We start from the raw sequence: 19,386 nt of genomic DNA, 5'->3' as shown, positions 1-19,386 counted from the left end.
TTGAATCAAAGCTGATATACTCAGCTAAATAAGGAGAACTGACATGACCGAAGACAACACCGAATTTGATTTTCAAAAAGCTCTTAAAGGTATTCAGGAAGGTAAACCCTTCACAGGTAAGGGCGGCGTCCTTACATCATTAATCAAAAATCTTGCGGAAGCTGCTCTTGAAGGAGAGTTGGAGTCCCATCTCGGACAGGAAATTTCTGCCAACCGCCGTAATGGAAAAAGCAGAAAGACCATTAAGTCCCTGGATGGTAAATTTGAGCTAAAAACCCCGCGTGATCGGAACGGAACCTTCTCTCCACAAATCGTCAAAAAACACCAAACAACGCTCAGCGATGAAATTGAAAGAAAGATAATAGCCCTTTACGGCCTGGGCATGAGCTATAATGACATGGCTGCCCATTTACAGGAAATCTATGGACTTGAGATTTCAAATGCCACCCTTAGCGCTATTACCGATAAAATTATTCATACCGTTAAAGAATGGCAGGCCAGGCCGTTGGAAAATGTGTACCCAATCGTATGGCTTGATGCCATACATTATAAAGTACGAGAAAACGGAAAGGTCGGCAGCAAAGCCGTTTACACAATTCTTGGGGTGAATATCGAGGGCCGCAAAGAGGTTCTTGGGCTGTACATATCCGAGAATGAGGGTGCGAACTTCTGGCTGCAGGTGTTAACAGACCTTTCAAACCGAGGGGTAAAAGATATCCTGATTGCCTGTGTTGATGGTCTAAAAGGTTTTCCCGAGGCCATTGAGACCATATTCCCGGACACAGAAGTTCAACTCTGCGTAGTCCACCAGATCCGAAATTCATTGAAATACGTTGGTTCCAAAAATAAAAAGGAATTTATGGCAGATCTAAAACGTGTTTATAAAGCGGTCAATAAGGATCTGGCCGAAGAAGAACTGGATATCTTGGAAAATAAATGGAATGACAAATACCCGATTGTGATAAAATCCTGGCGGAACAACTGGGAGCGCCTCAGTCATTTCTTTAAATATCCAGAAGAGATCCGACGGATAATATACACCACAAATACCATTGAGGCTGTGCATCGACAGTTTCGAAAACTGACCAAAACAAAGGGATCGTTTCCTAACCAGGACAGCCTGTTAAAGCTGCTTTACATGGGGATCCAGAACGCCAGTAAGAAATGGACAATGCCGGTTCAAAACTGGTCACTGACAATTTCCCAGTTGGCAATTTTCTTTGAAGGCCGGCTGGATAAAGAGCTGGGAATTTGATAGGGATTTATTTACAGATGGAAAAGATGGTTCCAGGAACTCCGCTCCAGCAAAAGCCAACTCCTCCGACGTGGCAGATTGAAGGCCCATTCTCGGACCTGGCTTTTACTTCCGCTGGCGCCGAGACAGATCCGGGAACCGAAACCGTGACACAGAATTCTGAACATTCCCTATCATTATAACTCATGCCCAGGCCGTAAAGGGCTATTATCTTTCTTTCAATTTCATCGCTGAGCGTTGTCTGATGTTTTTTGACGGTCTGTGGAGAGAAGGTTCCGGCCCTGTCACGCGGGGTTTTTAGCTCAAATTTACCATCCAGGGATTTAATGGTCTTTTTGCTTTTTCCATTACGGCGGTTGGCAGAAACTTCCTGCCCGAGATGGGACTCCAACTCTCCTTCAAGAGCAGCTTCAGCAAGATTTTTGATTAATGATGTAAGGACGCCGCCCTTACCTGTGAAGGGTTTACCTTCCTGGATGCCTTTAAGGGCTTTTTGAAAATCAAATTCGGTGTTTTCTTCGGTCATGTCAGTTCTCCTTATTTAGCTGAGTATATCAGCTTTCATTCAACTGACACAGAATTTTGAACGCCCTCTTTAAAAACAGCCCCTAAACGCTTTAAGTTTAAATTTTTAAACCACAACATTGATTTTGCTGTTAAAGGTTATTTTCGGCCACTGCTGAGGGGAGGATGATACCGGGTTAACCGTTTTCTTTTTGATAATGCCAAATGGCCGCATCTAGCAGCGCAGCATTTCTCCTGGTTTGTTCTGCAACTTTTAACAACCCTTCAAAAGCCTCTTTTTGAGATATCTTTCGACCTATTGCATCCGCAACAAAGTTCATAATGTGTACGTCAGCTTTAATTGTATTGGAAAAACCAAGACGAAGCCTTAACCAATGAAACAATGCAGGACCAATACTGTGTTCTTTGGTTTTGAATTGTCCTTTTACATCACGTTCAAAGTCAGCATCTTTAAACCATCTTTGTAAACTTTTTTGTCCTTTTATGCCCCTCTCTTCAAAAGCGGCTAATAATTTTCGTAAAAACTTCGCCCTTGTCCAATGTCTATTATTCCAAAGAAAATTGGCAAGCGCTAAATTCCCTTTTTTAGTGTTAGAAAAACCAGACAAAATCTGTTTCATTTTTTTATGTGTTTTGAAACCATGATTATCTTCAAAATAATGTATAGCAGCGTCAACAACATCACTATTCATTTGAAAATCTAAAACAGTGATTAATAAGTTTAAGACATAATCATCAACTCGATAATCAGGACCATCAGCTAGCTTATTGCATCTTGTTCTTAATTTTTGCAATTCACGCCCGGTGAATTCCATTATAATTTTCCTTTTGAAGTTGATAATTTACTTGTCATTTCCCATGATGGATACTTTATAAAATCACTTTACACATCGCCTTGATCTCTTTTTTCCATCAGATTGAATTGCCCCCTTCTTAAGTACAACTTGCAATGTCAGGAAGGCTCTGGCCTGATCAGAGTCATCTTGCGAACCGGATCCCAGACAAAAAAATCCTGCTTAAATCCTGATCCGTCCCTCAAAGGCCAGGCAGGCAGGGCCGGTCTTAAAAAGATGACCTGTTTTTCTGTCCCAATGGATCTCAAGATCCCCTCCGGCCAGGTGGACAAGGGCATGATCCCCGGTTCTGCCGGTGAGATGGGCCGCGACAAGGCTGGCGCAGGCCCCGGTGCCGCAGGCAAGGGTGATGCCGGCCCCCCGCTCCCAAACCTTCATGTCCAGCTCATTGTCGGAGAGGACCTGGATAAATTCAACATTGGTCTTTTCCGGAAACCGCTCATGGGTTTCCACGGCAATACCCTGTTTTTTAACATTGATCCGGTTTAAATCATCCACAAAGATCACGGCATGGGGATTGCCCATGGACACGCAGGTGACCGATACGTTCCCCTCTTGGGTCTCAAGTCTTTCTTCAACCGCCTTTTTTTTGTCACAGACAAAGGGAATTTTAAGAGGAGAAAGTTCAGGGGTTCCCATGTCCACCCGGACAGAGACAACCTGATCTTTAGAATCGATTTTCACCCTGGGTATGACTGTGCCGGCCAGGGTCTCAACCCGGATCTCTTCTTTGACCAGAATCCCTGTTTCATAGAGGTACTTGGCAAAACAGCGCATGCCGTTGCCGCACATCTGGGGTTCGGTGCCGTCGGAATTGATGATCACAAACCGGATATCATGGGTATCAGAATGCTTTGCCAGGATAATCCCGTCCCCGCCGATGCCGAAATGCCGGTCGCAAAGGCGGATGGCCAGATCTGAATAGGATATCTGCCCCATGATCTTCTCATCCCGGTCATCCATCATGATAAAGTCGTTGCCCAGACCTTCCATTTTCCAAAACTCAATTTCCATGGCTATTTTCTCTCCTTCATTGATCTTTATCATCAGGGGCAGCGACTCAGGGTCTTGGTAATGGCATCTCCCAGGGCCTGAACCTGCCATTTTCTCATGCCCTCAATCCCAAACAAATCCTTTTCTTCATCTGGATTGGCCAGGGCCAGGGTGGTAATTAAATTATTGTTGATCAAAAACCCGGGTTCCATGCCCACGGAAACAGAATATTTTTCCCGCATTTTTTTCAACTGCTTGATCCGCTCCATCACCTTGGGGGTTTTTCGGGGCGTGGGGGTTCTGGGGTATGAGGGCAGATCCTTGTGGGCAAGGGCAAGTCCTTCTTTAATCGCATGAACACAGGCCTCCCCGTACATGGATGCCTGCTTTTTGCTCAGGGCCTTGAGGTTCAAAATCGTTTTGATGTCCTTTGGCTGTTCAACGGCCATGGTCATGATGGACTGGCTGGAAATGATTTTAAACAAAGGCAGATCCTTTTTTCCGGCCATGTCCAGGCGGGCCAGAAGCAGATTTTCCAGAACAGCCAGGGTTCTGTTGTTGAGTTTGCCTGCCCCCTTGAACCGTTTGAACAAGGGCAATTGATGGTTGGATTCATAACACACCTTTGCCTGGGCCTCAAACTCTTCCTGGGCCCAGGCAAGTCTTCCCATGTCTTCAAGCCTTGATCTGAGCCTGTCGTGGAGTTCAACCAGGTTGGCCACATCCCCTACGGAATAGGCAATCATATCCTCTTTTAAAGGCCTTTTGGACCAGTCCACCTTTTGGAAGCGTTTATCCACATGCACATTAAAATGATCCTTGAGCAGGGCACCCAGCCCCCGTTCCTTGACATTGAGAAAGCGGCAGGCAATTTCCGTATCAAATAAATTTTTAATTTCAACGCCCAGTTCCCGGTCCAGGCTGCGGACATCAAAATCCGATCCGTGAAAGACCTTGACAATATTTGGATTTTCAAGAACCCGGGAAAAGGGTGAAAAATCAGAAATCTCAAAAGGGTCCACTAAAAAGGCTCTTGGACCTGCTGCAATCTGGATCAGACAAATTTTTTCAGTAAAACTGTGCATGGAGTCTGCTTCCAGGTCCACGGCAATTATTTTTTCCAGGTCCAGGTCCCGACAAATTGATTCTAACGCCTCATCCGAGGTAATAAACTGATAATCCACTAGTTTTCCCTTGATTGTTTACATCACTTCTTTTAAAATTCTTATTTTTATATTTAATTAGATCTAAATTCAATGGTTAATCAAGATTGGGAAAATAAATAATGACTCAAATCACATTTCCGGATAATGCCGTAAAACATTTTGACAATCCCTTCACGGGCCTGGATGTGGCCAAAAGCATTTCCGAAGGATTTGCAAGAAACTGCGTGGCCATGAAAATTGATGATCAGCTCCTTGACCTGGGGCAGATCATTGAAAAGGATGCTGCCATCAGCTTTGTCACGGCCAACGATGAAGAGGGCTTGGATATTTTACGCCACTCTTCGGCCCATGTCATGGCCGAAGCCGTCCTCAACCTCTATCCCGATGCCAAGCTCACCATCGGGCCTGTGGTGGAAGACGGATTCTACTATGATATTGACATGGCCCCTATTTCCGAAGATGAACTGGGAAAGATTGAAGCGGAGATGAAAAAAATCATCAAGGCCAAGGCAAACTTTGAACGGAGCGTGGTCTCAAAACAAGAGGCCTTGGAATTGTTCAAGGATAATCCCTTTAAGCTTGAGCTAATCAATGAACTTGTTGACCAGGAGATTTCCCTGTACAAAAACGGTAAATTTGTGGATCTGTGCCGGGGTCCCCACATCCCCCACACCGGAATGATCAAAGGGGTGAAACTGCTGAAGATCTCAGGGGCATACTGGCGGGCAGACCAGGAAAGAGAACAGCTCCAGCGCATTTACGGCATCTCCTTTTTTGACAAAAAGAAACTCAATAAATACCTGCACATGATAGAAGAGGCCCAGAAAAGGGACCACAGGAAACTTGGGACCCGGCTGGATCTATACTCCTTCCATGACGAGGCCGCAGGCATGCCCTTTTTCCATGCCAAGGGCATTGACATGTGGAACACCCTTTTGGACTATTGGCGGGAAGAGCACAAAAAAGACGGTTATGTTGAAACCAAAACCCCGGTCATGCTCAACCGGAAACTCTGGGAGCAAAGCGGCCACTGGGACAATTACAGGGAAAACATGTATACCTCAGTGATTGATGATGAAGAATATGCCATCAAACCCATGAACTGCCCCGGGGGAATGATTCTCTACAAGACCAAGGCCTATTCCTACAGAGATCTTCCCGTACGGGCAGGAGAAGTGGGACTGGTTCACCGCCACGAACTTTCAGGCGCCCTGTCAGGCCTGTTCAGGGTCAGGGCCTTTCACCAGGATGATGCCCACATCTTCATGACCCCGGATCAGATCGGACAAGAGGTACTAGGGGTGCTCCGGCTGGCAGAACGGATCTACAAACGATTCGGTTTGACCTTTCACCTGGAATTGTCCACCCGGCCTAAAAAATCCATTGGCAGCGACGAAAAATGGGAAGAGGCCACCAACGGACTTAAAGCCGCCCTGGAAGAGTACGGTCAGGACTATGTGATCAATGAGGGAGACGGGGCCTTTTACGGTCCCAAAATCGATATCCATATCAAGGATGCCCTGGGAAGGACCTGGCAATGCGGCACAATCCAGCTGGACATGGCCCTGCCCGAGCGCTTTGATTTAAGCTACAAGGGCCAGGACAATGAAAAACACCGGCCCATCATGATTCACCGGGTGATCTACGGATCCATGGAACGATTTTTCGGCATTTTAGTGGAACATTTTGCAGGTAAATTTCCTCTATGGCTGGCTTCGGTACAGGCGGTTCTGCTGCCCATTAACCAGGATCTGGCAGGATATGCCCAGGAGGTAAAAGACCTGCTTGAGGCCCACAAAATCCGGTGCGAGGTGGATGCCCGCAGTGAGACCTTGAAAAAGAAAATCAGGGAAGCCCAGCTCAATTATATCCCCTTGATCATCACCATCGGGGACAAGGAAAAAAAGGGGAATGTCTTGTCTGTAAGGACCCTGGACGGCAAGGTCAAAATGGGCATGGACCACGAGGATTTTCTCTCCACGGTCAGCGCCCATATCAGAAACAGAGAATTAGATGAAATTGTCCTCTAACCCGGGATCATGCCCCAAATTCGGGGGGCCCAAAATCTCTTTTGCCGGGCGGCTGGTTTTATACTGGCTGCCTGTCCTGGGCCTGAGCCTTATTATTTTTTTCATGTCCTCTTTTCCAAGTGTTGAAACAAAGGTCTTGTTTGACCACCAGGACAAAATCATCCATTTGATGATTTACGGGCTCCTGGCCTATTTAGCGGCCAGGGCACTGAAAACGGAAATGCCACGGCTAAATAAAAAAAGCCTTTTTCTTTGGGCGGCAGGATTTGGCGCCCTTTTCGGCTTATCTGACGAGATCCACCAGGCCTTTGTACCGGGCAGGGTTGCAGGTGTGGGGGACTGGTTAGCAGATTTTACAGGAAGCCTGGCCGGGGCAGGCCTGTTTACAAGGCCTTTAAAAACGGATCTGTCATGACAGCTTTTTCAGATAAACTGGTTGAAATCCTCAACCATGGTTCCCTTAACCTGGCCCTTGGCATGGGCTATGCCTTAAAGATTTTTGATCTCATGGATGGGGCCCAAAAAGCCCTGACCCTGGATGAACTTGCCAAAATTTCGGGGCTTCATAGCCGATATCTTAAAGAATGGCTCTCCATCATGGTCTGCGGGGAGATTGTTGAGCTTGAAAAAAAACAGGGCGAGCAATTGTTTTCTCTGCCCAAAGCCCATGGTGACCTGCTGTGCCGGCGGGCCGGCAACAACAATCTTGGGGTATATACCCAGGAGATTCCTTTGCTCACCGCCATTGCCATGGATGAGGTTCAACAAGATTTTGCTGTGGGAAAGGGGGTGCCATTTTCAAAATACCCCAGATTTCAATCCTTTATGGCAGAACTGTCCAATGCCAAACACGGCCAGGTTCTGATCAAGGATTTTTTACCTTCCGTGGACCAGGGCCGCCTGGTCAAAAATCTTGAATCAGGAATACGGGCCTGTGATATTGGCTGCGGCCAGGGCGTGGCCCTCAACCTCATGGCCCAGGCATTTCCAAACTCTGAATTTGTCGGCATTGACAACCATGACAGGGCCATTGACCAGGCAAAAAAATCTGCCAACGCCCTTGGCATTTCCAATGCCAGCTTCATCCTCCAGGATGCGGCAACGGTTCATCAAAACAAATCCCTTGAACATTATTTTGATTATATCTGCGCCTTTGATGCCGTCCATGACCAGTCCCATCCCCTGCAGGTCCTGGCCGGAATCCGATACATGCTCAAGCCGGAGGGACGCTTTTCCATGATCGACATCAAGGCCCAGTCAGAAATCCAGGAAAATAAAGACCATCCCATGGCACCTTTTCTCTACACGGTCAGCCTGATGCACTGCATGCCCATAGGACTTAACGACAAGGGCCAGGGGCTTGGCATGATGTGGGGCCGGCAAAAGGCCATGGATCTGCTGACCAGGGCCGGATTCTCCCGGGTGACCCAAGAAGAGATTCCCAACGACCCGTTTAACCTCCATTTCCTGTGCAGGGTTTAAGGCCTGCCCCCCCCTTTTTTCATACCGGATATTGTGCAGGACCCGCCAGCTTGGGCAGCCTGGCCGACGATCAGGCCCAGGCCTTTTTCCGCCGGCATTCTGATTAAAATTTAAGCCGGACTGTTTTTATCCCAGGCAAACTCCCTTTTTATTTTGGTCATTTGATCATTATTTTCTTGACACCGGGATTTATCATATTTATATTATGGTCAAATGATCATAATAGGAGATTCAATGCCCAGACCCAAACGATTAAGACGGATCATGGCAAGACCGGATGTTGACACCTTTGGCCCTGAACAGCAGAGGTCCAACGGAGAAGTCACCCTTTCTCTGGAAGAATTTGAAGCCATCCGCCTCATAGACTACCAAGGAATGGACCAGAGTGGCGCCGCCCAAGTGATGGGTGTTTCCCGGCAGACTGTCGGGCGGATACTCAAACAGGGAAGAGCCTCGGTGGCAAAAGCCATTGTAGAAGGACTCAGCCTCAAGGTCAGCGGGGGAAGCTATCAGATCAGAACCAGGGGCCATGGCCGGGGAAGATGCAGAAGGGGCCGGGGAAAATAAACACCCATCCTAAAAAAGGAGGAAATACCATGCCAGGATTAAACCAGAGAGGACCACAAGGACAAGGACCCATGACCGGACGGGGCCAGGGCGTATGCCAGAACCAGGGCGCAGGCCAGGGATTTGCCCGAGGCGGATTTGCAGGCCAGGGATTCCAAGGCGGTCGAGGGGGTAAAAGAGGCTGCGGCCGGGGACTCGGCAGAGGGTTTGGCCCGGGGCTCGGTCAGGGCCAGGCTCAGTTTGCCGAGACCTCATTGGAGGCGAGGGCCAAAACTCTGGAAGAGGAACTCAAAGCCATTAAAGCCCAGTTAAACGCCATGTCTGAAAACCAATAACGGCCATGTGGCAGATCTGATTTTTCACTCTGGTTTGCCGCACAACGAACAATGAAAGTTCATATCGGTTTTCCCAAGACTTTCATAGAAACCTTCCAAAATGCCCGGCACGGGATCTATTTTCCTACCGGGTATCCCTCTATTCATAAAAGACACATCCTGATAAAACAATATCCGTTCCCCAAAAAATAAGAACAGGTATAAATCATTTTCATCGCGTCTAACTTAATCCATGTACCCCCCACACATAAACCTTATTGTATCAAAACAATAAAAGGCCAATATCCATCGAGTCCAGAGGGTTATTCACAACGATGTGATGCCCACTGAATCCTCCGGCGTTTCCATAAAAGGTGGAAGGCCGAAAAACGTTTTATAACCAAAGGAGAAAAAAGATGAATGAATGAGTAAAAGGCGTAATCCTTGTGTTAGCAGCACTGACCATGGTCACAACGGCCCAGGCCAGCAGCTGGAATTTCTACGGCAGCGCAAGGCTTGAAACAATGTCAGTTGATGAGGACAAGGGCAGCGGCACCAGCACTAAAAACACGGTATGGGGTCAGCAGTCCAATGCCAGAATCGGGGCAAAGGTCACTGTCAGCGATGATTTGAAGGCCCGTTTTGAATACGGTACAAAAAACGGTACCGCCAACCTCAGGCAGCTCTGGGGTGAAGGGAACTTTGGCCCGGGTAAACTATTGATCGGCCAAACCTATACCCCCATTTACACGGGATACTCATCCTCTGTTTTTGACGACGGCGCTGCCCTCGAAGGGTATGACACCATTTCGGCCAGCCGTAAATCCATGCTCCAGCTGACTTTTGGGGATTTCAAAATCGCCGCAATTGAACCTAAAACGGATAAACTCACCGGAACCAGCACAGAAGTTACAATCCCTAAAGTGGAAGCCTCTTACACCTTTAAATTTGACAACATGTCCTTAAAGATTTTAGGCGGGTATAATTCCTATGAGGTGGATGACACCCACGATATTGACGCCTATGTTCTGGGTGTGGGTGCCCAAGGTTCCTTTGGCCCGGCCTATCTTAAGGCCTCTGCCTTTACCGGCCAGAACCTGGGGACCTATGGATTCAAAACCAATGTGGACATAGACCCCACAATTACCGGCAGCAGTGTTCAGGACAATGATAATATCGGTTATGTTCTGGTGGGTGGTTACAAACTAAACGATATGTTCAAGTTTGAAGCAGGTTACGGCTATATCAAAGGAGAACTGGACGGATCCCAGGACGACGAAGCCGCGCACTATTATCTCCAGAGCAAGATCACACTGGCCCCGGGAGTGTATCTGGTTCCTGAAATTGGTAAGCGGGATGAAAAACAGGACAATTTGGGAGCAGAACAAGGAGACACCACCTAATTTTGGCGCCAAATGGCAAATCAACTTCTAATCGGGTAAAGGGCATAACGATGACAAAGTCCTAAAACTCAAAAAGGGCGGTTGAAAAACCGTCCTTTTTTTAAAGGCCTAAACGGCCACCAACCCGCATCTAATTTCCAGACCAAGGGCGTTCAAAATTCTGTGTCAGTTGAATGAAAGCTGATATACTCAGCTAAATAAGGAGAACTGACATGACCGAAGAAAACACCGAATTTGATTTTCAAAAAGCCCTTAAAGGCATCCAGGAAGGTAAACCCTTCACAGGTAAGGGCGGCGTCCTTACATCATTAATCAAAAATCTTGCTGAAGCTGATCTTGAAGGAGAGTTGGAGTCCCATCTCGGGCAGGAAGTTTCTGCCAACCGCCGTAATGGAAAAAGCAAAAAGACCATTAAATCCCTGGATGGTAAATTTGAGCTGGAAACCCCGCGTGACAGGGCCGGAACCTTCTCTCCACAGATCGTCAAAAAACATCAGACAACGCTCAGCGATGAAATTGAAAGAAAGATAATAGCCCTTTACGGCCTGGGCATGAGTTATAATGATATGGCTTCCCATTTACAGGAAATCTATGGACTTGAGATTTCAAATGCCACTCTGAGCACCATTACCGATAAAATCATCCATACCGTCAAAGAATGGCAGGCCAGGCCGTTGGAAAATGTGTACCCAATCGTATGGCTTGATGCCATACATTATAAAGTACGAGAAAACGGAAAGGTCGGCAGCAAAGCCGTTTACACAATTCTTGGGGTGAATATCGAGGGCCGTAAAGAGGTTCTTGGGCTGTACATATCCGAGAATGAGGGTGCGAACTTCTGGCTGCAGGTGTTAACAGACCTTTCAAACCGAGGGGTAAAAGATATCCTGATTGCCTGTGTTGATGGTCTAAAAGGTTTTCCCGAGGCCATTGAGACCATATTCCCGGACACAGAAGTTCAACTCTGCGTAGTCCACCAGATCCGAAATTCATTGAAATACGTTGGTTCCAAAAATAAAAAGGAATTTATGGCAGATCTAAAACGTGTTTATAAAGCGGTCAATAAGGATCTGGCCGAAGAAGAACTGGATATCTTGGAAAATAAATGGAATGACAAATACCCGATTGTGATAAAATCCTGGCGGAACAACTGGGAACGCCTCAGTCATTTCTTTAAATATCCAGAAGAGATTCGACGGATAATATACACCACAAATACCATTGAGGCTGTGCATCGACAGTTTCGAAAACTGACCAAAACAAAGGGATCATTCCCGAACCAGGACAGCCTGTTAAAGCTGCTTTACATGGGGATCCAGAACGCCAGTAAAAAATGGACAATGCCGATTCAAAATTGGTCACTGACAATTTCCCAGTTGGCAATTTTCTTTGAAGGCCGGCTGGATAAAGAGCTGGGAATTTGATAGGGATTTATTTACAGATGGAAAAGATGGTTCCAGGAACTCCACTCCAGCAAAAGTCAACTCCTCCGACGTGGCTGATTGAAGGCCCATTCTCGGACCTGACTTTTACTTCCGCTGGCGCTGAGGCAGATCCGGGAACCGAAACCGTGACACAGAATTCTGAACATTCCCTCCAGACCCCAAGAATCATACATAATTTATCCGAGTCCACCCCCTCCCCCATATTGACAAATGCCTTGTGAATGTTCACAATATTTAACCATGAAAAAAATTTTAATCTTGGCAGCCCTTGGGACAGTCCTTTTAATATTTTTATTCTCCTCTTCTTCTGAAATCAGAAACACGAATCCCAAAGGAGAGAGTATTGTCTGCTTCGGAGACAGTCTCACCTACGGGACAGGCGCATCTTTGGGCATAGATTACCCTGCCCAGCTGTCTGCTTTAACAGGGATGGAGATCATCAACGCGGGAGTTCCCGGGGAGACCACGGCCCAGGCCCTTGAACGCATTGATCAAATCCTTGAACTTGATCCCAAAATCGTCATAATCACCCTGGGAGGGAATGATCTTAAAAACAGGGTCAGTAAATCAACCGCCTTTAACAACCTTGAAACCCTGATCCTCACCCTCCAGGAGAGCGGAGCACTGGTGATCCTCGGCGGGATAGACATCCCCTTTTACGGCCGGGGCTTTGCCCGGGGCTACCAGGATCTTGCCCAACGAACAGGCGCGGTTCTAATCCCCAACGTTCTGGACGGCATCATGGGCACCCCCGGCCTTATGAGTGACCCCATCCATCCCAACAGCCAAGGCTACACCATCATGGCCCGCCATTTTCACCAGGCCCTAAGGCCTTATCTCCAATAGGCCGCATATTTCATGACCATTTAAAAAATCCGGATCAAAATATCTTTAAATACAAAAACTTATAATGGCTTGGCAAAATAATCCCAAGGAAACAAATTGTCATGAAATATGCGGGATAGGGGTTAAAAACCCCACGGGCAAAAAATTATAGGGACACGACCTATAAGCACCCGTTCAGGCCCACAGAGGTTCACCCGCCTGGCCCGGCTTGTCCAAACTCATTTTCACAAATAAAAACCAGGCCAAGGCTGTAAAAAATCATTTACAAGGTGAAAGAAAAATGGACATACCCCTGAACTTTAACCTCAATTGATTTTTCAACGGTTTTCCTTTTTCCCCCTGAATAAAAAGGGTTTACAGGTTTTTTTTTTAAAAAAAAGACCTCCTTTGCCCTGGCATTGTTATTGCTCTTGATGATTGATGATTACGGGTATAAGCCAAAAGGATAAAAGGGCAAAAAAAATTAACTCCCTTTAAATTTTCCTTTTAATTTGTCTTTGTCGTCAACAAAAGACAAAAAACCAAGGATCTCCCATTAAAAAGGAAACCACTCATGACCAATGACAGATTAAACACCAAGTATAAACCCGGCGCCTATGGTAAAAAAAGACTGAGTGCGGCGGCCTGGGCAGATGCCAATATCAAAAAGTGGGATAACCGATCAACCCCTGACATACCGGTAAAACAAGATCAAGATATCTTCCCCTGCATCTGTTTTTCAAGGCAGATCGGGGTCGGTGCCCTGAAAATAGCAGATTATCTGTCCAAAGCCCTGCCTTACCGGGTGGTTGACCGGGAAATTCTGGAATATATGGCCAAGGAAAAAAACCTGTCTGAAAAGGCCATTGCCTTTTTTGACGAGCGATATCCAGGGAAAATGAGTGAATTATTTTCCATGCTGATCAGTGAAAAAACATTTTTAAAAAGCGATTATGCCAGGCAGCTGGCCAGAACCGTTACCGTCCTGGCCGGTACGGAACCCACCATCTTCGTGGGCCGGGGCACCCACCTGATTCTTCCCCGGAAAAGGGTGTTGGCCGTGAGCCTGGTCTCGGGTACAGACTACAGGATCGATCGGCTGGCACGCATTATCAATGTTTCCCGCACTGAGGCTGAAAATCAGCTCAAAGTTCTGGACAAAGAGCAGAAACAATATTTTAAAAGCGTTTTTAATACAGAGGGCAATGACCCAAAAGACTTTGATCTTGTCATCAGCCGGGACCATATCAGGGACGCACGCCAAGCCACCAGAATTATTGCCTGTGCGTTTGAACAAAAATTCAACCCTGAATAATCGGGCGGCTGACTCCCGGGTATTTTTTAGTTTCCTGGATGGATGGCATTGGCCGGCAGGGGAATTCAAATCGTTGAATATTTATTGGAATTCAGGTATAACCCACACCCTGAATACAACCCCATGCAACCGTCGCAATATTTAGGAAATACAAAACTTATGGATGCAAGCCCCAAGATAGTCGAAACAGGTTCATTAAATACCCGGGAGCCTTTTGACTCCCTTTTCCCCATTGGACAGGAGACCCTGACCGCCATACGTCAGGATATGGAGGCCAACGGATTTGACCCGGTATTCCCCCTTGTGGTCTGGGAGGAAAAATCCATTGTGGTGGACGGCCATACCCGGTTTACCGCGGCAAGGGATCTGGATCTTGAAAAGGTTCCGGTTGTCCTCAAATCATTTGAAAACGAGGATGATGCCCTGCTCTACAGTTTTCACATCCAGCGGAACCGGCGGAACATCTCCGATGAAAACATCCTCAAATGCCTGGCCCTTTTAGATAGTATCCACGGTTCAGGAGAAGACAAACAAGAGGCGCCCCAAAAGACCCAAAAGGCATTGAACCAGGACCGGGCAAAGGAACTGGGCATCAGTCCGGCCAAGGTGAACAAAGCCAGAAAGGTAATGGAACACGGGGATGAGCAGATCCAGGATCAGGTAAAGACCGGTAAAAAGTCCATTAATCAGGCCTTTAATGACATTCAGGAACTCCGGAGAGAGAGTGGTGAAATCAAGGGTCGTGCAACCGACGGCTTGGGGGGTGCGGCCAAATACACCCAGCTTTTGGGCCGGTTTCTCAAGGAACTGACCCGGATCAAGTATGAGGGATATGAAGATGTATCCAAAGAAAAAATCCTGGCCGATATGACATCAATCATCGAACTTATTGAAAGCTGATGTTCACCTCGCCCAATCTCAATGGGATGTACGGGCGAGCAGACCAGGGCAGAGAAGACCTGCAAAAAGGGTCAGGCTGCTGTCAATCAGATATTGAAGATCTGTCTGCCCTGGTTTATACTGTTGAAAAAAAGCCATAAACACTATCGCCCCCTCCCGGATTAGGGCATGATCATCTGGTGGGAACGGGTCAAGGATACAAAAACATTGACAGGGGTCAATAATTTTGGATGTCACCTCTGAAAGCCTGAATAATATGGAAAAAATTTTAGTTGTTGATGATGAACCCAATATTTGCAACGGGTGCCAGCTGGTTCTTTCAGAAGAAGGGTATGAGGCTGACATATCATTATCCGGCCTGGACGCTCTGGAAAAAATATCGAACAATTGCTTTGATATTATCCTTTTGGACATCAGGCTTCCGGACATCTGCGGCATTGATATCCTAAAAAAAATCAACAAAGAGAAATCAGGGACCTATGTGATCATCATGACCGGTCACGGAACGGTGGAGAATGCCGTGGATGCCATGAAAAACGGGGCCTTTGATTATATTACCAAGCCCTTTGACGACAAAGAAATTTTAAAGGCCATTGACAAGGCCTGTGAAAGCAGGCGGCTGGTGCAGGAAAACCTTTCTTTGAAAAAACAGCTCTACGATAAATTCAGTTTTGATAATATCATCGGAGAAAACCAAAAGATTGTCGATGTTTTTCATAAGATAGAACGGGTGGCCCCCATGGAAGCCACAGTGCTTTTGGACGGAGAGAGCGGCACGGGCAAGGAGTTGTTTGCCAACGCCATCCACGCCCGGAGCAAACGGGCCAGTGAACGGTTTCTGGCAGTGGACTGCAACACCTTTTCCGCCTCCCTGCTGGAAAATGAGTTGTTCGGCCATGTCAAAGGGGCCTATACCGGGGCAGACAAAACCAGCCCCGGGATTTTCGAAATTGCCTCTCCTGGCACCCTGTTTCTGGACGAGGTCTCCAATCTGGACATGGATATTCAGGGTAAACTGCTCCGGGTGCTGGAAACAGGAGAGTTTAAAGCTGTGGGATCCAGCCAGATGAAAAAGACCAATGCCCGGATCATTGCCGCAACAAATGTGGATCTTAAAAAAATGGTGGGCAAAAAAAAATTCCGCCAGGACCTGTTTTACCGGTTGAATGTCTTTCCTGTTTTGATTCCGCCCCTGAGGGAGAGAAAAGATGATATTCCAAGGCTGGCCTATTATTTTTTAAAACGGTTCTGCCGAAAAACAGGAAAACAAATCAAGGGATTTTCAGACCAGGCATTGGAAATCCTTGTCAATTTCAACTGGCCCGGAAATGTCAGGCAATTGAAAAATGTGGTGGAACGGCTTGTGATAATGTCTGACGGGCCCCAGTTAAACCAAAAATTTTTGTACGAACACCTGGAAATAAAAAGACAAACCGATTTCACGGACCTGTCAACACCCAAAAACCTAAATGAGCTCAAGGCCGCTAAAAAATCTTTTCTGGAAAACCATTTTGGAAAAATCGAAGTCTCTTTTTTAAAACAGGCCCTTTCAAATGCCGACGGGAATATCTCCCGGGCCGCTAAAAATGTAGGCATGCAGCGGTCAAATTTTTCAACCCTCATGAAAAAATACCAGATCAAATATTCAAAATAGTTAAAACCATATATTTTTATATATATCGTATTTTTTTTTATACCCCCCTGTTTTTGGGCATTTCCTCCCCAACCCATTGATTTTTTTCATTTCCCATATATTTTTTTATACGAAATTTAAAATTTTCAAACTACAGGGTCGTAATTCTCAATCGCCCAAAAGCGTAACTTATTGAAATAACACTAAAATAAAACTTTAAAATTCATTGGCTCATTCCGGCACGGCAAATGCAACTTAGGATTTGTAACCCAAACCCTAAGGAAAGGATGCAGATATGACTGCCGTAAAGGAAAAAAACAAAAACACAGATGAATCCCATATTTTGGTGATGGAAGACGACCTGAATGTGGCCAAGGGATTAAAAATGATACTGGGTGAACAAGGGTATCAGGTTGATCTTGAGGGAACAGGCCGGGGGGCGATGGCCGCCATGGGCCAGTATGATTACGACCTTCTCATGGCCGATCTGAGGCTGCCCGATATTGATGGCATGCAGGTGGTAAAGCGGATCAAGGAAACCCGGCCCGAGACCCAGGTAATCGTGATGACCGGGTATGCCACAAGTGCCCTGGCCGTTGATGCCATGAAGCTGGGCGCCCATGATTTCATAGCCAAACCCTTTACCGAAGAACAGATCAAGGATTCCATCAGAAAGGCTCTGGCCGAACACAGGATGAAGGAAATTGATTCATCCATGGGCATGGCGCAGGATCCGTCCATCCAGAAACGCGAAGTCTTAAAGGTGCTGAACAGGACCAGCGAAGACCCCGGGTTCTGGCTTTCTCTCATGGAACAGGGTAGCGCAGCCCTGTCGGAATATGCCCTCTCTTCCCCTGCAAAATCCGCCATTGCCTCAGGTGACTTAAAATGGATCAATGAAAACATCGGGGAGCTGACCCAGAAACAATTGATGTTTGTTTACAAACGCCTGGAAAGGGAAGCCTGGTAACCTTTTTTTCTGGCTGAAACCCTAAAATATCCGACTGAAACTCTTAAACGCAAAGAGATAACTATGACTGACTTACCACAATTTAAAACATTTTATCGTGCTTTCAGAGAAGTGAGCAAGCTGGTCCATTCAAAGAGCGGAACCGACATGAAAGAGGTACTCAAACTCATTGTGTCGAGCACCACCCGGGGACTCAATGCCAAAGGGATGGTCTTGTGTATCCTGGATAAGAAAACCAATATTTTTAAAATCCAGGCCTCCTATGGCATTGATGAAAAATACCTGGAACTCGAACCCATGTCGGGCAAAGATTTTATGCCCTGGCCCGAGGGAGAAGCCAATATCCATATTATCACGGATATCATGAATGCCCCCCGGATTAAATATCCCCAAAAAGCCTGGGACGAAGGCATCCAGATGATGGTGGATGTGCCTTTGGTTTTTGATAATGTCCTGTTCGGGTGTATCCGGGGCTATTTTGGCGAACAAAAAGAGTTTTCCCCGGAAGAACTGGATTTCATCGAGGCTGTGACCGAACAGCTGGCATGCGCCATCCAGCATAATGACCGGATCAAATTTCATACCCTCAAGTATAATCGACTGGCCACCAAGATTGACAGGCTTTCCTCTCTAGGAAGAATGGCTGCCGGGATCGCCCATGAAATCAACAATCCCCTGACCGGGATCCTGCTCTACAGCTCCAACCTCTATAAAAAAGCCGATGAAGGCGGCCCCTTTAAAGAGGGGCTGGAAATCATTATGAGCGAGACCCAGAGGTGTAAAACAACCATCCAGGGGCTCCTTGATTTTTCACGGGAAAAAAAGCCTGAAAAAGTGGATGCCAATATCAATACCGTGATCGAACGGTCTTTAGCCCTCATGGACAACGAATTTTTAATCAAGCGAATCCAGATCAAAAAGCGTCTGGATCCCAACCTTATCAACTTTCAACTGGACGACAACCAGATCGAACAGGTGGTCATCAACCTGCTGCTCAATGCTGTCCAGGCCTTGGACGAAAAAGGGATCATCAGCATCCGGTCCGGAATGGACGTGGAAAACCATATGGCCATCATCAAGATCCAGGATAACGGATACGGGATTCCCCAGGATAAACTTAAAAAAATATTTGAACCTTTTTATACCACCAAGGCCGAAGGAACGGGGCTTGGACTGGCCGTGAGCTACGGTATTATCAAAAATCACCAGGGAAATATTGAGATCATGAGCCAGCAGGCCGGCGGTACCTTGATCACCATAAAACTTCCCATTTTAAATGAACAGGGTGAACATATTACGAAAGGCAGATGAATGAACCGAAAAAGAGTATTGATCATAGATGATGAAAACGTCATCTGTAAAGGCTGTAAGATGATTTTGGATGAAATGGGATATGCATGTGACCATTCCCTGTCGGGTGTTAACGGCCTTAAAACGGTTATGGAACTGCCCTATGATGTACTTTTGCTTGACATGAAACTCAAAGACATAGACGGGATGGAGATCTTAGAAAAGGTCAAAAAAGCCAAGCCCCAATTATATGTTGTTGTGATCACCGGATACTCAACCGTTAAAAATGCAGTCAAAGCCATGAAGCTTGGGGCCAACGATTATATTTCAAAACCCTTTAATGACGACGACATTATCATTGCGGTTCGAAACGCTTTCAAGGAATCAGATACCCAAACAAATTAAAGATATGAATACTC

The 19,386-nt window shown here is 46.5% G+C and carries 19 protein-coding genes; 15 read left to right on the top strand and 4 right to left on the bottom strand.

Annotation, left to right across the window (positions count from 1 at the left end; all coding sequences use genetic code 11):
• Nucleotides 1-43: 43 nt before the first annotated feature.
• The gene (locus HUN05_09385; protein WDP85320.1) at nucleotides 44-1,255 is read left to right on the top strand and encodes an IS256 family transposase; all 1,212 of its coding nucleotides are present in this window, start codon (nucleotides 44-46) and stop codon (nucleotides 1,253-1,255) included.
• A gap of 7 nt (nucleotides 1,256-1,262) precedes the next feature.
• Here the strand turns inward: HUN05_09385 and HUN05_09380 are convergent, their stop codons facing one another.
• The 4 genes from HUN05_09380 to HUN05_09365 form a co-directional block, all read right to left on the bottom strand.
• Nucleotides 1,263-1,781, bottom strand: a complete 519-nt coding sequence (locus HUN05_09380) for a transposase (GenBank protein WDP85319.1) — start codon at nucleotides 1,779-1,781, stop codon at nucleotides 1,263-1,265.
• A 175-nt stretch (nucleotides 1,782-1,956) separates the two neighbouring features.
• A complete protein-coding gene (locus tag HUN05_09375) occupies nucleotides 1,957-2,595 on the bottom strand; it encodes a hypothetical protein (protein WDP85318.1) in 639 nt (212 codons plus the stop codon).
• A 201-nt stretch (nucleotides 2,596-2,796) separates the two neighbouring features.
• A complete protein-coding gene (locus HUN05_09370) occupies nucleotides 2,797-3,648 on the bottom strand; it encodes a diaminopimelate epimerase (protein ID WDP85317.1) in 852 nt (283 codons plus the stop codon).
• Nucleotides 3,649-3,680: 32 nt separating this feature from the next.
• Nucleotides 3,681-4,811, bottom strand: coding sequence for a ribonuclease D (locus HUN05_09365; GenBank protein ID WDP85316.1), 1,131 nt, complete (start codon nucleotides 4,809-4,811; stop codon nucleotides 3,681-3,683).
• Between the two features lie 101 nt (nucleotides 4,812-4,912).
• On the opposite strand from HUN05_09365, the gene thrS reads away from it, so the two are divergent.
• The 14 genes from thrS (at nucleotide 4,913) to HUN05_09295 (ending at nucleotide 19,372) form a co-directional block, all read left to right on the top strand.
• Nucleotides 4,913-6,823 carry a threonine--tRNA ligase gene (gene thrS, locus HUN05_09360; protein ID WDP85315.1) on the top strand — a complete coding sequence of 637 codons (1,911 nt, stop codon included), beginning with the start codon at nucleotides 4,913-4,915 and terminating at the stop codon, nucleotides 6,821-6,823.
• Entirely contained in the window at nucleotides 6,807-7,238 is a 432-nt protein-coding gene (gene vanZ / locus HUN05_09355) for a VanZ family protein (protein WDP85314.1), read from the top strand. Before thrS ends, vanZ begins: the two co-directional genes overlap by 17 nt.
• Nucleotides 7,235-8,305, top strand: coding sequence for a class I SAM-dependent methyltransferase (locus HUN05_09350; protein ID WDP85313.1), 1,071 nt, complete (start codon nucleotides 7,235-7,237; stop codon nucleotides 8,303-8,305). The genes vanZ and HUN05_09350 overlap by 4 nt, the downstream gene beginning before the upstream one ends.
• A 234-nt stretch (nucleotides 8,306-8,539) precedes the next feature.
• Entirely contained in the window at nucleotides 8,540-8,872 is a 333-nt protein-coding gene (locus HUN05_09345; protein WDP85312.1) for a DUF134 domain-containing protein, read from the top strand.
• A gap of 29 nt (nucleotides 8,873-8,901) precedes the next feature.
• A complete protein-coding gene (locus HUN05_09340) occupies nucleotides 8,902-9,207 on the top strand; it encodes a DUF5320 domain-containing protein (protein WDP85311.1) in 306 nt (101 codons plus the stop codon).
• A 425-nt stretch (nucleotides 9,208-9,632) separates the two neighbouring features.
• Nucleotides 9,633-10,589 carry a hypothetical protein gene (locus tag HUN05_09335; protein WDP85310.1) on the top strand — a complete coding sequence of 319 codons (957 nt, stop codon included), beginning with the start codon at nucleotides 9,633-9,635 and terminating at the stop codon, nucleotides 10,587-10,589.
• A 212-nt stretch (nucleotides 10,590-10,801) separates the two neighbouring features.
• Nucleotides 10,802-12,013 carry an IS256 family transposase gene (locus tag HUN05_09330; GenBank protein WDP85309.1) on the top strand — a complete coding sequence of 404 codons (1,212 nt, stop codon included), beginning with the start codon at nucleotides 10,802-10,804 and terminating at the stop codon, nucleotides 12,011-12,013.
• A gap of 261 nt (nucleotides 12,014-12,274) precedes the next feature.
• Nucleotides 12,275-12,880: an arylesterase gene (locus tag HUN05_09325; GenBank protein ID WDP85308.1), complete on the top strand. Its 606-nt coding sequence runs from the start codon at nucleotides 12,275-12,277 to the stop codon at nucleotides 12,878-12,880.
• 553 nt (nucleotides 12,881-13,433) lie between these two features.
• Nucleotides 13,434-14,174 (top strand): cytidylate kinase-like family protein, encoded by a 741-nt coding sequence (locus HUN05_09320; GenBank protein ID WDP85307.1) that lies wholly within the window; start codon nucleotides 13,434-13,436, stop codon nucleotides 14,172-14,174.
• 159 nt (nucleotides 14,175-14,333) lie between these two features.
• Entirely contained in the window at nucleotides 14,334-15,074 is a 741-nt protein-coding gene (locus tag HUN05_09315) for a ParB N-terminal domain-containing protein (protein WDP85306.1), read from the top strand.
• Between the two features lie 256 nt (nucleotides 15,075-15,330).
• Nucleotides 15,331-16,728 carry a sigma-54-dependent Fis family transcriptional regulator gene (locus tag HUN05_09310; GenBank protein ID WDP88001.1) on the top strand — a complete coding sequence of 466 codons (1,398 nt, stop codon included), beginning with the start codon at nucleotides 15,331-15,333 and terminating at the stop codon, nucleotides 16,726-16,728.
• A 274-nt stretch (nucleotides 16,729-17,002) separates the two neighbouring features.
• The gene (locus HUN05_09305) at nucleotides 17,003-17,677 is read left to right on the top strand and encodes a response regulator (protein WDP85305.1); all 675 of its coding nucleotides are present in this window, start codon (nucleotides 17,003-17,005) and stop codon (nucleotides 17,675-17,677) included.
• A 63-nt stretch (nucleotides 17,678-17,740) separates the two neighbouring features.
• Complete coding sequence (locus tag HUN05_09300) at nucleotides 17,741-18,988, top strand: response regulator protein (protein WDP85304.1); 1,248 nt, start codon at nucleotides 17,741-17,743, stop codon at nucleotides 18,986-18,988.
• Nucleotides 18,989-19,372, top strand: a complete 384-nt coding sequence (locus HUN05_09295; protein ID WDP85303.1) for a response regulator — start codon at nucleotides 18,989-18,991, stop codon at nucleotides 19,370-19,372.
• The last annotated feature ends 14 nt before the right edge of the window (nucleotides 19,373-19,386 follow it).

Source organism: Desulfobacter sp. (assembly GCA_028768545.1).
In the GTDB taxonomy this organism is placed as follows: domain Bacteria; phylum Desulfobacterota; class Desulfobacteria; order Desulfobacterales; family Desulfobacteraceae; genus Desulfobacter.
This window is presented reverse-complemented; position numbering and strand designations above follow the sequence as displayed.